The organism is Streptomyces sp. NBC_00442, assembly GCF_036014195.1.
Taxonomy (GTDB): domain Bacteria; phylum Actinomycetota; class Actinomycetes; order Streptomycetales; family Streptomycetaceae; genus Streptomyces.
Genome location: NZ_CP107918.1, coordinates 967,107 through 981,325, shown reverse-complemented (window position 1 = coordinate 981,325; position 14,219 = coordinate 967,107). Strand labels below are relative to the sequence as shown.

Below are 14,219 nucleotides of genomic sequence, written 5' to 3'. Positions count from 1 at the left end.
CAGGCAACAGCGGTACGCAACACCTGACAGAAGCACGTAGGACAACACGTGAGGAGGGCCGGACGCCATGACGGTTGTCCCGGCACAGCAAAGCGGCGGCAGTGGCGGCAGCAGCGGCCTCTACGACGTCCTGGAGCTCGTGCTCGACCGAGGACTCGTGATTGACGCGTTCGTACGTGTCTCCCTCGTCGGTATCGAAATCCTGAAGATCGACATACGTGTCGTCGTCGCCAGCGTCGACACCTATCTCCGATTCGCCGAGGCCTGTAACCGCCTCGACCTGGAAGCGGGCCCGCACCGCAACCCCGGCCTTCCCGACCTGGTCGGCGACATGACCGAATCGGGCGCCCGCGGCAAGACCAAGGGAGCGCTCTCGGGCGCCGCGCAGACCATCTCCGACGCCTTCAAGGAGGCGCGCGACGACGGCGAGCAGCAGCGCGAGGCCAAGCCCCGGGCCCGGCGCACCACCACGCGCCGTAAGGAGGAGCAGGAATGACCACCTACGTCTACGGCATAGCCCGCCGCAGTCACGGACGGCTGCCGGAACAGATGGGCGGCATCGGCAATCCGCCGCGCCCCGTCCGCACCGTCGAGCAGGGCGAACTCGTGGCACTGGTCAGCGACGCCCCCGAGGAACTCAAGCCCAAGCGCCGCGACCTGCTCGCCCACCAGAATGTACTCGCCGAGGCCGGAGCGGCCGGCCCCGTGCTGCCGATGCGGTTCGGCGGGGTCTCCACCGACGACGAGGCCGTACGGGCCGTGCTCGCCGAGCACGAGGAGCGTTACCTGGAACGCCTCGAAGCGCTCGACGGCAAGGTCGAGTACAACGTGAAGGCGACCCACGACGAAGAGGCCGTCCTGCACCAAGTCCTCGCCGACAACGCCGAGTTGCGCGCCCTGAGCGAAGCCAACAGGAAGTCCGGCGGCGGTTCGTACGAGGACAAGCTGCGCCTCGGCGAGCGCATCGCGGCGGCCGTGCAGCAGCGCGAGACGGCGGACGCCGCCCTGGTGCAGCAGACCCTGCGCGATGCGGCCGCCGAACAGTGCCCCGGACCGCAGTCCACCGGCTGGCTGGCGAACATCTCCTTCCTCGTGCCGCGCGACCACGCGGACGAGTTCATCGCCACCGTGGACGGCCTGCGAGCCCAGGCGCCGCACCTGGTCGTCCAGGTGCACGGCCCGCTACCCCCCTACAGCTTCACGGGGTGAATTCGAGTGGGCCTCCTCAAGCAGTTGCTCCTGCTTCCCGCGGCGCCCGTCCGTGGCACCTTCTGGGTGCTCGGGCAGGTCGCCGAGGAAGCGGAGCGGCAGTACTACGATCCGGCGACCGTGCGACGCGAACTCGCCCAACTGGAAAGGCAATTGATGGAGGGCGAGATCAGCGAGGAAGAGTTCGACCGTCGCGAGGACGAACTCCTCGACCGGCTTGAGGGCCCCACGAGCGGCGCATCCGATTTCGGGAGGAACTGATGGGTACCCCGGCGAGATTCCCCGACTCCTACCCGTCCGACGGCGGCGGCGCCAACCTGGCCGACATTCTCGAACGCGTTCTCGACAAGGGAATCGTCATTGCCGGGGACATCCGCATCAACCTCCTCGACATCGAGCTCCTCACGATCAAGCTGCGGCTCATCGTGGCCTCGATCGACAAGGCGAAGGAAATGGGCATCGACTGGTGGGAGGACGACCCCGCCCTCTCCACCGGTGCCCGCCGCCGCGAACTCGCCCGGGAGAACGACGAGTTGAAGGCGCGGATCGCCGCCATGGAAGCGGCGCGTCCCTCCGACACCGAGGCGGTCGCGGCCAAGGAACAGCGGGCGGTGACCGATGAATGACGACGAGCTGCTCTACGTGTACGCCGTCACGCCCCCCTTCTCCGGGGTGCTGCCCGACGGGGTGCGCGGGCTCGACGGGGAGCCGCCCCGCGTGATCGAGCACGACGGGCTGTGCGCCGCGGTGAGCCGGGTCCCGGCCGCCGAGTTCGACGCCGAGCCCCTCCGCTCCCGCCTCGAAGACCTCGACTGGCTCTCCGGGACCGCGCGCACCCACGAGGCGGTGATCGCCGCACTCGCCTCGGTCACCTGTCCCGTGCCGCTGCGCCTGGCGACGGTGTGCCGCGACGAGAGCGGTGTGCGCCGGCTGATCGACTCCGGCCGCGCCCGCTTCGTGCCGACCATCGAACGCCTCGACGGCCGCGTCGAATGGGGCGTCAAGGTGTACGCACAGTCCCGACCAGCCGCCCCGGAGCCGGAGTCGAAGGCATCCAGTGGCCGGGACTATTTGCGCCGACGGCTCGGCCAGCGGCAGTCCCGCGACGACACGTGGCGTCGCGCGGGAGCCCTCTCGCGCACCCTCCACGCGGAACTGTGCGGGCGCGCCGAGGACGGGCGGCTGCACCGCCCCCAGAGCGGACAGCTCTCCGGCGAGCCCGGCGAGAACGTGCTCAACGCCGCCTACCTGGTGCCGCGCGAACAGAGCGAGCAGTTCGTGGCGGCCGTGCGCGAGCACACCCCCGCGGACGACGGCGTACGCGTGGAGCTGACCGGCCCCTGGGCGCCGTACTCCTTCGCCGGCGGACCGGACGAGTCCCAGGAGGACCTGTGAGGAACAGCGGCGAAGGCCAGGAGGACTCGTGAGGGACAGCGGAGAAGCCCTCGCGCAACGTGAGGTCGCCCTCGTCGACCTGCTCGACCGGCTGCTCGCTGGCGGCGTCGTCATCACGGGCGATCTGACGCTGCGGATCGCCGACGTGGACCTCGTACGCATCGACCTCAACGCGCTGGTGAGCTCGGTCAGCTCCGAAGTCCCCTCCCCCTTCGAGGATTTCGAGGAGCGCCTGTAATGGACGCAATGGACGACATCATCAACGCGGACATCTTCGAGGCCATGGAGGCGGCGGGCGAGGCAGGCCGGACCGCGGACGACGCCGACCGGACCACGCAGGACGCCGGCGCGACCGCGGACGAGGCCGGCAAGCGGCGCCGGGTCGACCTCGACCCCGACACCGTGGAGCGCGACCTCGCGCGGCTGGTCCTGACCGTCATCGAACTGCTGCGGCAGCTCATGGAGCGCCAGGCGCTGCGCCGCGTCGAGACCGGGGCGCTCACCGAGGACCAGGAGGAGCGGATCGGCCTCACGCTCATGCTCCTGGAGGACAGGATGGGGGAGCTGAGGTCGAAGTTCGGGCTGCGCCCGGAGGACCTCAACATCGACCTCGGGCCGCTCGGCCCCCTCCTCCCGAGGGACGGTTCCTGAACGCGCGCCGTAAGGGGTAGCGGTTCGGGGCCGGAGCGACGTGTCGCTCCGGCCCCGAACCGCTACCCCTTCCCGCGAGCCGGCGATCCGGCTCAGCGGCGAGCCGCCGGGCGGCGGGCGGTCAGCGCGTCGTGCCGGGGGCGCCGCCGGCCGGTCGCCGGTTCCGTCGCCGCGTCACATCCCCAGGACGGGTCCGCACCGCGCTGGGTCTTCCGGACGAGCCCGCGCACCGCGAAGGCCGCGCCCACGCCCAGAGCCGCGCCCGCCAGTACGTCGCCCGGATAGTGCACCCCGGTGTAGACGCGGGAAGCCGCCACCGAAATGCCGACCGGGGCCAGGAGGGCACCCAGGGCCGGCGATTCCAGGGCGACGCCCGTCACGAAGGCGCCGGCCGACGCGGAGTGCCCGGACGGGAACGACGTCGTGATCGGGTGGCGCTTCAACTGGCGTACCAGCGGCACCGCGTCGAGCAGGGGGCGGTCGCGGCGCACCGCGTGCTTCGCGACGGTATTGACCGTCAGCGAGGCCAGCGCCAGCGAGGCGACGCCCCGCGCGGCCGCTCGGCGGGCGCGCGGCGAGCGGGTCGCGCTCAGCGCGGCAGCGGCCGTGAACCAGAGCACACCGTGGTTGGCGGCCCGGCTCAGCCGCGGGAGCACGGCCTCGGCGGCCGGCCAGTGACTGGTGGCGGCGAAGTCGAAGAGCGCCCGGTCCCGGGCGCCGAGTCGCTTGTGCCAGTTCGAGTACGTCATGGCAGGCGGGTACCCGAAAGGCACGCGGGTACCCGGTCGCGGTCGCGGGCGAGGGGCGAGGGCGTGGGCGTGGGACGGTCTACGTCGGTGGTCGCGGGCTCGCGTCCAGGTGAGCGGCCGCGTCAGCGAGGCTGACCATGCCGAGAGGGCGCCCCTGGGCCACCACCGGAAGCCGCCGCACCGCGTACCGGCGCATCAACGACAGGGCCGTCGCCACCTCGTCGTCCGGGCCCACGCACACCGGCGGCCGCGTACAGACGGACTGCGCGCTCACGATCAGAGGATCGGCTCCCTCGGCGACCGCCCGCACGGTGATGTCCCGGTCCGTCAGCACGCCGATGATCCGGCCCGCCCTCGTGACCAGCACATCGCGGATGTCCTGGGCCCGCATCAGCTGCGCCGCCTCCTGAAGCGACGCGTCGGGCCGCACGGCGGCGACGCCCGGCGTCATCACTTCCCTGACGAAACGTGCCATGAGTTCGGCGCCCCGTTCCTGTTGATCAGCCCATCGGTCGCCCGGTCGCCCGGATACGCCGGGTACCGGGTGTGCAGCGGGGGAAACCCGCTCCTCGAGGGCTTCGACACAATCTTCGCCGCTTCGGCACAATCCCCGTTTGGCCTCGCGAACCGAGGGCAGGCGCAGCACGTGCTTCGGACCGGAGGCACGTCCGAGGGAGCGGTGGACCGCTCGGGGCGTGCCCGTGTGCCCGGCCGAAGAAGGCTCCCCGGTGACAACCATCCGCCGCACCGCTTTCAGGGAGCTGGGATCGCAGATGCGTACCAACACCACGGCGAAGCACAAGCACCCGCACGACGACGCACCGAAGACGGTCGCCGCCTTCGAACGGCTCGCGGCGCTGCCCGCGGGGCCGGAACGGGACGCCCTGCGCCAAGACCTCGTCAGCGCGTGGCTGCCCATGTCCGAGCGGCTCGCCGGACGCTTCCGCAACCGGGGCGAGGCCCTTGAGGACCTGCGTCAGGTCGCCGCCCTCGGCCTCGTCAAGGCCGTCGACCGCTACGACCCGGCGCGCGGCGCCGCGTTCGAGAGTTACGCCGTCCCCACCATCACGGGCGAGATCAAGCGGCACTTCCGCGATCACATGTGGACCTTGCATGTGCCGCGCCGCGTACAGGACTTGAGGGGCCGGGTGCGGGTGGCGAGTCAGGAGATCGCGGCGACGGCGGGATCCCAGCGGGCCGGCGTCGCGGAACTGGCCGCGCAGGCCGGCCTGACGGAGGACGAGGTCAGGGCGGGACTCGAGGCCATCGACAGCTTCAGCGCGCTCTCCCTCGACGCCGAACTGCCGGGCGGAGCAGACGGATACAGCCTGAGCGATTCGCTCGGCAGCGCCGACCCGGCCCTCGACATCGTCGTCGACCGTGAGTCCGTCAAGCCGGGCCTCAGCTGCCTGCCCGAGCGCGAGCGCACCATCCTGTACATGAGGTTCTTCCGCGACATGACCCAGAGCCGGATCGCCGAGGACCTCGGCATCTCGCAGATGCACGTGTCCCGGCTGCTCACGCGCTGCTGCAGCCGTCTGCGCGACCAGGCCATGCGGGATCTGCGCGACGATGGCCGTCGGCCGACACGGGACGAGGCCGCGGTGGGCGGGACCGCGACGGCGGTCCGCTCCGCGGGTCGGCCGGGCCGGGCCCCGGGGCAGGCGGTCCGCTCCGCGGAGCTGCCGAAGGCGCGGACGGACGCGAGGGAACGGGCCGGGGCGAAGGCTAAGCCGACGGCGGCGGCGGGGCCGCGGACGAAGGGGGCGACGCAGACGCGCAGGACTCCTCCGCGTCAACTGCCGCGGGTGGCACAGAAGATGACGACTCATCAGGATGAGGACGCCGCATAGCCAGGTCGATATGACGGGACATCACATCGACCGCCTGTCCCTCCGCCATCGAGAACGGACGGGCGGAGCCGGTCCGGAACAGGGTCACTACCCCCGTCACCGGGCCGGGCGCCCCCAGCGGCACACACATCAGGGACGACACCTCGGCGCGCGCCAGCACCGGCGTCCCCGTCGGATCGTGTCCGAACCCGTCGATGTCCTCGGGCTGCACCTGCAGCACCCCGTTCCCGGCGCGGGCCGCTTCGAGCACCACCGGGCAACTCGCGGGCTCCTGGCCGGCCATCGCGTGCAGCAGAGGAGCCGCCGCGGGGCCCTTGGGTCCCAGGCAGACCACGCGCCGCAGACCGCCGTCGACCAGGTCGGCCACGACCCACTCGGCGAACCGTCCGCACAGTACCCGCGCGGCCCGCGTCAGTATCGACTCCCTCGCCCCAGAGGGGAGTTGAAGCAGTGCGGACGCCATGGCATCCATCAGATCCATGAGTTCGGCGTGCCCGGTCGACTCGGCGAGGTCGGGCGTCTTCGGCGGCGGGGGAGCGGCGGCCGAGCCCCGGGCGCTGCCCGCCTGGAACACCACGAGCACGGCCGGCTGCGGCTCGCCCGGCGGGCGCAGCGCGGTGAGCGTGGCCAGCAGGGCCTCCTCGGGGCGCTGTTGGAGCCGCACCATCAGCCCGCGATCGCCCTCGCCGCGCGCCACCGCGGCCGCCTGTGAACGGAACGCCGCGCGGTCGCCGGGCGTGAGCAGGGCCGCGAGCGGCCGGCCGGTGGCGTATCCGGCGCGGATCCCGGTGAGCCCGGTCGCCGCGAAGTTCAGTCTGCGTACGACGGTTTCCCGGTCGACCAGTACCACCGGCAGCGGCATCCGCTGGAACAGCGCCTTGAGCAGCAGCCGTTCCTGGCGCTCCTCGCGCGAGGCGCCCCCCGATCCGGACGCCATCCGTTCATAGCGCGGCCACAACTGCTCGGCCACGTGCTGGAGTTCGAACAGTGCCGCGTCCAGGACCACGGAGTGTTCACCGACCGGGCGAGCGCGTGCGGTGCGCAGCTCGCCCACCCGTCTGACGAAGTCCGCCAGTTCGTCGCCGAAGTCGTCTTCCGTCTGCGTCATGGGAGAAAGCTAGCCGCTCGACCGCGCTCCGGGGGCCCGTACCGTTTCGGGCCGGGCGGCCCGGGAAACCGCAGCACGAGGAGGTGTTCGCGATGCTGCCCGAGCCCGAACGCCAAGAGCCCGAAGCGACCACCAACGCCCGGCGGCTCTCCCTGCTCGCCGAACAAGCGGTGCGCTGCGCGCCCGCCTGCTGCGGAGCGGTCGCCACGATCGGCGACAGCCGACCCGAACGCCGCATCACCGCCACCCACCCCGACCTGGCACCCCTCGCCTCCGTGCAGCTCGCCTGCGGCGACGGCCCCATCCAGAGCGCACTGGACGCGGGGGAACCCGTGGAAACCGAGGACCTGCTGACCGAGGACCGCTGGCCCGGCTATCGCGCGCTGGCCCTCGTGTCGGGCGTCCGCTCCTGCGTCACGCTCCCGTACCGCCGGTCCGGCATCGAGGTCACGGTCAGCCTCTACGGCTACCGCCCCGGATCGCTCAAGGACATCGTGCGCGGACCCGTCGGCATCCTCGCCAAGGAGACCACCACCGCCCTGGTCCGCGACCGCCGCTACCACGCGGCGCTCGCCGAGGTCGAGCACTTGGAGGCGGCGCTGCGCTCCCGCCCGGTCATCGACCAGGCCAGCGGGATCGTGATGCACGTCCTCGGCTGCGAGGCCGACGTCGCCTTCGGCATCCTGCGCACCATCTCCCAGCGCACCAACCGCAAACTCGCCGAGGTCGCCGAGGCCGTGGTGCGCGCCAAAGGGCGGGGCCTGGAATCCGAACTCTCCGCCCTGGCCCTCCCGAACCACTGACCTCCCGAACCACTGACCTCCCGAACCACTGACCTCCCGACCGATTGCCCGAACGACCGCTCGACCGACCGCCGGTCCGACGGCCCGCCGGCACTCCTACGCCGCGGTCCGCCGCCTGTGCGCTCGCCGGGAGGTGGCACGGGGCTGCCCGCGCCTCTTCGCGAGCGCACACCGCGAGCGCACACCGCGAGCGCACAAGCGGCGGATCGGGGCAAACCTCCGTATAAATGCTTGAAGGTGTGGTTCACACTGTGAACGGCCCGAAATCACCTGCGGGCCGCAGCACCACATGGGCCTGACAGCGGCCAGGACCCCGGACCCCACCGAGGTCTGGGCGAGGAGGGAGCCGGCATGCAAGGGACGGCCGCCGAAGGCCGCGGGCCGGTGCGGTACGGGCCACCCGCCCCCGGCCCCAGCCTGCCCGTACTCCCGGAACTCGCCGCCGCACTCGGAGCCGCCGCGGGGCACACCGAACCCCAGCCGCCCGGCGGCGGCCCGGAACTGCGCGAAGCCGCCTGCGGCTACTGGCTGCGACGCGGGCTGCCCACCGCCCCGGAACACGTCGTCGCCGCCCCGGGCGCCCAGGCCCTCCTCGTCGCCCTTCTCGGCGCGTACGGCGGTGACGTCCTGATGCCGAGGCCGTGCCCCGCGTGGTGGACCCCGCAGGCCCGGCTGCTCGGCAGACCCGCCTACCACGTGCCGACCCCGGCGGAATGCGGCGGCGTACCCGACCCGTACGCCCTGCTCGAAACCGTTCGCCGGGTACGCGCCGAGGGCGGCACGCCTCGCCTCCTGCTGCTCTGCGTCGCCGACGACCCGACCGCCACCGTGGCGCCGCCCGAGACCGTACGGGAAGCCTGCGAGGCCGCCGTCGCCGAAGGGCTGCACATCATCAGCGACGAAACCTGGCGGGACACCGTGCACCGCCCCCACGAAACGGTGCCGCTCAGCCCCGCCGAGATGTGCCCCGGCAATGTGACCGTCCTCGCCGACCTGGGTGGCGCGCACACCCCGCCGGGTTGGCCCGCCGCCGTGGCCCGTTTCCCCGCCACGGATACGGAAGTGCCGCGCCGGGCGCGCACCCTGGACATCCTCGCGGCGCTCGGCGCCGTCGTCGCCGCCCCGGTGGCCGCGGCCGCGGCGCTCGCGCTCAGCGAACCGGCGCCCGTCGCCGAACGCACCCGGCAGGCGGCCGCCCTGCACGGCCGCGTCGCGGCCGCAGCCCACCAGGCCGTACTCGCCGCGGGCGCCATGGCGAGGCCACCCCAGGCCGGCCGCCATCTCTACGCCGACCTCGGACCGTTCCGCGCCGGCCTCGCCGCCCGGGGCGTCACCGACTCCATGGAGTTGGAGGATTATCTGACGCGCCGTCTCGGCGGGCCGGCCCCCGGCGGCCATCGCTTCGGAGACGAACTGGGAGCCCTGCGCGTGCGCCTCGCCACCGGCCCGCTGCTCGGCGCGACCCCGGACGAGCGACTCGATTCCCTCGCCGCGGCGGACCCCCTCCAACTGCCCCACGTACGCGAGGCGTTGATCCACTTCGCCGCGGTCCTGGACGAACTCCGCTGACCCGGGGCCCCGCCTTCGTCCCCATACCGTCCCCCACATCGCCCCGGCCGCGACCCCCTCCCGGCCACGGCCCCGGCCCCGGCCCGGCGCTCGCCCGGCGAGCACGCACGCCCCCCCCGTGAGAGCGCTCTCGGCTAGCCGCCGTCGTGCGCCGCCACCCGTCCCCGCCGCAGTCGCCGCCACCCCGCGGGCACCCCGCTGATGAAGAGGGTCAGCGCCACGGCCGCCACGACGCCCTTCCACGGCTCGTCGAACAGTGAGCCCCCGAGGATGCCGATCAGGCCGTACGCACCCGTCCACGCCAGACAGGCCGGGATGTCGCCCCGCACGAACGTGCGCAGCGGCATGTCCCCGAGCAGGCAGGCCAGCATGACCGGGATGCGTCCGGCCGGCACCAGGCGTGACAGCACAAGTACCACCACGCCGTGGTCGTCCAGCTTGCGCCTGGCCTGCTCCAGGTGGTCCGGCGCCGCCCGGTCGCGCAACGTCGCGAGCAGGCGCGAGCCGTTCTTCGACCGCACCCCGCGCTGCCCGAGCCAGTACAGCGCGACATCTCCGAGGAAGGCGGCCAGCGCACCCACCCCGAACGCCAGCAGCAGCGAGAACCAGGCGGTCTGGTGGAAGGCCACCACCGCGGCCGTCGACACCAGCGCCCCGGTGGGCACCACCGGCAGCAGCGATCCGAGCACGACTAGGACGAACAGCGTCGGGTAGCCGGCGGCCTGCTGCGTCGACTCGGGTGTCACCGTGAAAGCCAGTGCGAGGGCCCCGCCCGTGATCATCGTCTGGCCTCCAGACGCACGCTCTCGCCGTGCTCCAGACGGTGCACCGCGGCTTTCGGAGCGAGCCGCGCCGCCTGCCGTACGAACTCCTCGCCCGGGGCGTGGAACTCGTGCGGCCGCACGCCGTCCATGCCGACCGGCCAGTACGTGCCGTAGTGCACCGGCACGGCTGAGAGCGCTCCCAGCGCGGCCAGTGCCTGCGCCGCGCGCCCCGCGTCGAGATGGCCCTGCCCGAGCCCGGGGCCCCACCCGCCCACCGGAAGCAGCGCCGCGTCCACCGGCCCGACCGCCTGCGCCATGCCGTCGAACAGCCCGGTGTCCCCGGCGAAGTAGGTCCGGGCCTCGCCCTCCACGACGTAGCCGAGCGCGGGGCAGCGGCGCGGCCCGACCGGCAGCCTGCGCCCGTCGTGCCGGGCGGGCACGGCCCGTACCCGAACCGCTCCCACCTCGACGACGTCGCCGGCCCGCACCTCGGTCACGCGCAGGCCGAGCCGCCCCAGTGCGGGCACCGAACGCACCGCGCCGGCCGGCCCGATCACCCGGGTGCCGGGGGCGAGCCGCGCGAGGGAGGCCACGTGCAGATGGTCGGCGTGCAGGTGCGAGACCAGCACGGCGTCGGCCACCGCGGCGCGCGGCCCCGGGAGCGCGCCACGGCGCCGGCGCAGATGCGCGAGGCGCCGCGCGAACAGCGGATCGGTCAGCAGCCTCACGCCGGAATCCTCGATGGTGCAGGTGGCGTGACCCCACCAGGTGACCTCCACCGGCACGCGATCCTCTCCTCGCTGTACGGGGGTCGTCAGCGATTGTTCATGACGAGCCTAAATCTCCCCGCGCGCAAACCAGCGTCCACGGGGGTAGGCATCGGGCACCAGAGGGGAGGGGTGCCGTGACCATGCACTCCGAGCAGTGTCCGCGGTGCGGAGGAGTCCTTGCGGTGAGCCAGGACGGATGGAAGATCTGCCACTCGTGCGGCTACTCCTCCCCGCCCTGAAGGGGAGTAGGGTCGCCCCCTACGGCGCATACAGGGGGACGGCCATGGACCACGTACGTGTGGCGGCGATCGCGAGCCTGACCCCCCTGGAAGAACTCGATCTCGACCCCTTCCTCGTGGACACCCGCAGCCAGCACGAGATGTGTGCGCGCTGGGCCGCGGGCCGCGGCTACGTCGTCACCAGGCAGTTGCTCTTCTACGGTCTGCGTCCGGACCACGCGGGCATCTGGGCGGATGTCGACGCGGGCCTCGTCGACGTGTTCGTCGCGCCCAACGACCGTGTTCTGGCACGGGCGTTGACGTCCGTGCCGGAGTTCTCCGCCGAGTGCCGACGACGCGGCGTGCGCCTGGAGACGGCAGGACTCGACGAGCCCGACTACGACGCCACGCACAAGGCCCACATCCACCGCCGCCTCTCGATGCCCACCGCCGGATACGACGGCTGCTGACCCCTGCCCCCCCGCCGGATACGACGGCTGCTGACCCCTGCCCCACCGCCGGATACGACGGCTGCTGACCCCGGCCCCCCGCCGGATACGACGGCTCCCGGCCCCGGCCCCCCCGCCGGATACGACGGCTCCCCGGCCCCCGCCCATCGAGGCCCCCACCCGGCCCGCGCGGCGGGGACGCTCTCCACCCGGCCCTGCCGCCGACGCCCCCACTCGACCGGCGGACCCCCTCACCAGGCCGCACGCGCCCTGACGTCACCGGCTCCCTCCGGGCCTGTGGCAGGGTGGGGAAGGAACGGGTACCTCGAAGGGCGGACGGCGTGGGGCGGTGGCGGACGGCGGGCAGCGCCCTGCTCCGGGTGATCGTGGTGTGGGTCGTCTCGACGCTCACCATGATGCTGCTCGCGGGCGTCCTGCCCGACTTCAAGCTCACCTCCGACAACGGTGACAGCATCACCCGGGTCGCGCTCACGGCCGGCTGGGGAGCGGGCGCCTTCGGGCTGCTCGGCGCGCTGGTGTGGCCGCTCGTGGTACGGGCGTTCCTGCTGGTGCCCGCGCTGGTGCTCGGTCTTCTGGTGTTCTTCCTGAACGGTTCGCTGCTCCTGCTCGCGCTCCGCCTGATCCCGACCGGCCGGGGCGCAGCCGACCCCGAGACCGCGGTGATCGTCGCGGCGGTCATGTCGGCGGTCGCGTCGGCGACCTCCACCGCTCTCGCCGTACGCGACGACGACGCCTACCGGCGCCGGCTGTCCCGGCTCGCCCTGCGCCGCAGACGCCGACGCGGCGGCGGAGCGGCTCCGACACCGCCGGGCATCGTCTTCATCCAGCTCGACGGGGTCGGAGAGCGCGTTCTGCGCGACGCCGTCGCCCAGGGTCTGATGCCGACCGTCGGGGCCTGGCTGCGGGACACCCACCGGCTCACCCCGTGGCGTACCGACTGGTCGAGCCAGACCGGCGCGAGCCAGCTGGGCATCCTGCACGGCTCCACCTTCGACGTGCCCGCGTTCCGCTGGTACGAGAAGGAGAGCGGCGAGGTCATGGTCTCCAACCGGCCCGCATCCGCCGTCGAACTGCAGCGCCGGGCCGTCGAGCGCACCGGCGACGGCGGGCTGCTCACCCTCGACGGAGCCAGCCGCGGCAACCTGTTCTCCGGCGGCGCCGACCAGGTGGCCCTGGTCCTGACGGCGGCCGCCCGCAGAGGACGCAGAAACCGCTCTCGCGCCGGATACTTCGCCTACTTCTCCGACCCGGCCAACGCGGTGCGCACCGCCGTCTCGTTCGTCGCCGAGGTCGGACTGGAGATCGCCCAGTCGACGCGGGCCAGACTCCGCAAGCAGACCCCGCGCATCGGACGCGGCGGCCTGTACCCCCTCATCCGCGCCTTCGCGACCGTCGTCGAACGCGACGTGGTCGTCGCCGCCGTCATGGGCGACATGCTCGCCGGACGCACCGCCGTCTACGCCGACCTCGTCGCCTACGACGAGGTGGCCCACCACTCGGGACCGCACGGCAGGGATGCCGCCCAGGTCCTCAAGCGTCTCGACCGCTCCCTCGCGCTGATCGCGGACGCCGCCGAACACGCGCCGCGCGACTACCGCATGGTGCTCCTGTCCGACCACGGACAGAGCCCCGGGGAGACCTTTGAGAGCGCCTTCGGGCTGACCCTGAAGGATCTCGTACGGGCCGGCTGCGGGCTGCCCGTACCCCGCCGGGCCCGCCGCACCCGAAGCGGCGCGGAGGCCAGGTGCGCGGTGCGGGTCGCGCTGCACCGGCCGGTCGAGGAAGACCCCACCGAGGAGGGCCCCCTCGCAGGTCTGCACAGGACGCGGCACGGGGCGGGGAGCGGGCCCGAGGTCGATGCGGGACGGTGGACAGAGCACGGTCCGGGGAGCGGGACCGAAGGTGGCGCGGGACAGGGGACAGAGCACGGTCCGGGGAGCGGGACCGAGGACGGTCCGGGCCCCGATCCTGTGGTCCTCGCTTCCGGCAACCTCGGCCTGATCTCCTTCCCCGACGTCGAGGGCCGCACGACCCGAGAGCTCCTCGACCGCCGCCATCCGGCGCTGCTCACGACCCTGGCCGATCATCCGGGCATCGGCTTCCTCCTCGTACGCAGTCAGAAGCACGGCGCGGTGGTGCTCGGCCGGGACGGCGCCGAGGTGCCCCTGGCCGAACTCGCCGACGGGCAGGGTCCGTTGGAAGGGTTCGGACGTGGCGCGGCCGACGCGATCCGGCGCACCGACACCTTCCCGCACACCGCCGACATCATGGTCAACTCGATGTACGACCCGGCAACCGGCCACGTGCACGCCTTCGAGGAGCAGATCGGCTCGCACGGCGGACTCGGCGGAGAGCAGTCCCACGCCTTCCTGCTCTGGCCCCGCACACTGTCGCGACCGGTGACGGACGACGGCGACCTGGTCGGCGCCGAACAGGTGCACCGCGTGCTGCGGCGCTGGCTGCGCGAAGGCCAGGGGCCACAGATTCCGCTGGTCACCGAGGTCGCCGAGGTCACCGAGGTCACGGCAGTCACGGCAGCCACGGAGGATTCGCCGTCAACCGGCCAAGCGGAAGGATCATTTCCGGTTGCCGGCCACGCCCTGCAGGACAAAACCAGCTGATTTGGTACGCCGAACGCCGTACCCGACCATGGTCAGGTT

15 protein-coding genes and 2 pseudogenes are annotated in these 14,219 nt (G+C 72.8%); 12 read left to right on the top strand and 5 right to left on the bottom strand.

Translation table 11 applies throughout. The annotated features are described in order from the left end of the window. Positions 1-67 precede the first annotated feature (67 nt). Genes OG432_RS04505 through OG432_RS04475 form a run of 7 tightly spaced genes read left to right on the top strand, consistent with a single transcriptional unit; the run spans position 68 to position 3,255 of the window. The gene (locus tag OG432_RS04505) at positions 68-496 is read left to right on the top strand and encodes a gas vesicle structural protein GvpA (RefSeq protein WP_328307934.1); all 429 of its coding nucleotides are present in this window, start codon (positions 68-70) and stop codon (positions 494-496) included. Further along, positions 493-1,209 (top strand): GvpL/GvpF family gas vesicle protein, encoded by a 717-nt coding sequence (locus tag OG432_RS04500; RefSeq protein WP_328307932.1) that lies wholly within the window; start codon positions 493-495, stop codon positions 1,207-1,209. Before OG432_RS04505 ends, OG432_RS04500 begins: the two co-directional genes overlap by 4 nt. 6 nt (positions 1,210-1,215) lie before the next feature. Continuing rightward, the gene (locus OG432_RS04495; protein WP_328307931.1) at positions 1,216-1,470 is read left to right on the top strand and encodes a gas vesicle protein GvpG; all 255 of its coding nucleotides are present in this window, start codon (positions 1,216-1,218) and stop codon (positions 1,468-1,470) included. Beyond that, positions 1,470-1,835: a gas vesicle protein gene (locus OG432_RS04490; RefSeq protein WP_328307929.1), complete on the top strand. Its 366-nt coding sequence runs from the start codon at positions 1,470-1,472 to the stop codon at positions 1,833-1,835. Before OG432_RS04495 ends, OG432_RS04490 begins: the two co-directional genes overlap by 1 nt. Next, positions 1,828-2,604: a GvpL/GvpF family gas vesicle protein gene (locus OG432_RS04485; protein ID WP_328307927.1), complete on the top strand. Its 777-nt coding sequence runs from the start codon at positions 1,828-1,830 to the stop codon at positions 2,602-2,604. Before OG432_RS04490 ends, OG432_RS04485 begins: the two co-directional genes overlap by 8 nt. Positions 2,605-2,632: 28 nt before the next feature. Continuing rightward, positions 2,633-2,842: a gas vesicle protein gene (locus OG432_RS04480; protein ID WP_328307925.1), complete on the top strand. Its 210-nt coding sequence runs from the start codon at positions 2,633-2,635 to the stop codon at positions 2,840-2,842. Further along, positions 2,842-3,255 carry a gas vesicle protein K gene (locus OG432_RS04475; protein ID WP_328307923.1) on the top strand — a complete coding sequence of 138 codons (414 nt, stop codon included), beginning with the start codon at positions 2,842-2,844 and terminating at the stop codon, positions 3,253-3,255. Before OG432_RS04480 ends, OG432_RS04475 begins: the two co-directional genes overlap by 1 nt. 188 nt (positions 3,256-3,443) lie before the next feature. Here OG432_RS04475 and OG432_RS04470 read toward each other — a convergent pair. Together OG432_RS04470 and OG432_RS04465 are read right to left on the bottom strand one after the other, a co-directional pair. Then, positions 3,444-4,004, bottom strand: a pseudogene (locus OG432_RS04470) (phosphatase PAP2 family protein); the annotation flags it as partial. 79 nt (positions 4,005-4,083) lie between these two features. Next, positions 4,084-4,479 carry a CBS domain-containing protein gene (locus OG432_RS04465; protein WP_328307922.1) on the bottom strand — a complete coding sequence of 132 codons (396 nt, stop codon included), beginning with the start codon at positions 4,477-4,479 and terminating at the stop codon, positions 4,084-4,086. Between the two features lie 298 nt (positions 4,480-4,777). On the opposite strand from OG432_RS04465, the pseudogene OG432_RS04460 reads away from it, so the two are divergent. Next, positions 4,778-5,566 (top strand): annotated as a pseudogene (locus tag OG432_RS04460) (SigB/SigF/SigG family RNA polymerase sigma factor); the annotation flags it as partial. A gap of 166 nt (positions 5,567-5,732) precedes the next feature. Here the strand turns inward: OG432_RS04460 and OG432_RS04455 are convergent. Further along, entirely contained in the window at positions 5,733-6,965 is a 1,233-nt protein-coding gene (locus tag OG432_RS04455) for a PAS domain-containing protein (protein ID WP_328307920.1), read from the bottom strand. A gap of 92 nt (positions 6,966-7,057) precedes the next feature. Here OG432_RS04455 and OG432_RS04450 point away from each other — a divergent pair, with 92 nt between their 5' ends. Both OG432_RS04450 and OG432_RS04445 read left to right on the top strand, forming a co-directional pair. Further along, positions 7,058-7,768 (top strand): ANTAR domain-containing response regulator, encoded by a 711-nt coding sequence (locus OG432_RS04450; protein WP_328307918.1) that lies wholly within the window; start codon positions 7,058-7,060, stop codon positions 7,766-7,768. 351 nt (positions 7,769-8,119) lie between these two features. Next, on the top strand, positions 8,120-9,337 hold the full coding sequence (locus tag OG432_RS04445; protein WP_328307916.1) for an aminotransferase class I/II-fold pyridoxal phosphate-dependent enzyme: 1,218 nt from the start codon (positions 8,120-8,122) through the stop codon (positions 9,335-9,337). A gap of 134 nt (positions 9,338-9,471) precedes the next feature. Here the strand turns inward: OG432_RS04445 and OG432_RS04440 are convergent, their stop codons facing one another. Both OG432_RS04440 and OG432_RS04435 read right to left on the bottom strand, forming a co-directional pair. Further along, positions 9,472-10,119 carry a DedA family protein gene (locus OG432_RS04440; RefSeq protein WP_328307914.1) on the bottom strand — a complete coding sequence of 216 codons (648 nt, stop codon included), beginning with the start codon at positions 10,117-10,119 and terminating at the stop codon, positions 9,472-9,474. Continuing rightward, entirely contained in the window at positions 10,116-10,886 is a 771-nt protein-coding gene (locus OG432_RS04435; protein WP_328307912.1) for an MBL fold metallo-hydrolase, read from the bottom strand. Before OG432_RS04435 ends, OG432_RS04440 begins: the two co-directional genes overlap by 4 nt. 268 nt (positions 10,887-11,154) lie before the next feature. On the opposite strand from OG432_RS04435, the gene OG432_RS04430 reads away from it, so the two are divergent. Then, positions 11,155-11,559, top strand: a complete 405-nt coding sequence (locus tag OG432_RS04430; RefSeq protein WP_328307910.1) for a hypothetical protein — start codon at positions 11,155-11,157, stop codon at positions 11,557-11,559. A gap of 392 nt (positions 11,560-11,951) precedes the next feature. Beyond that, entirely contained in the window at positions 11,952-14,180 is a 2,229-nt protein-coding gene (locus OG432_RS04425; protein ID WP_443058551.1) for an alkaline phosphatase family protein, read from the top strand. Positions 14,181-14,219: the final 39 nt, after the last annotated feature.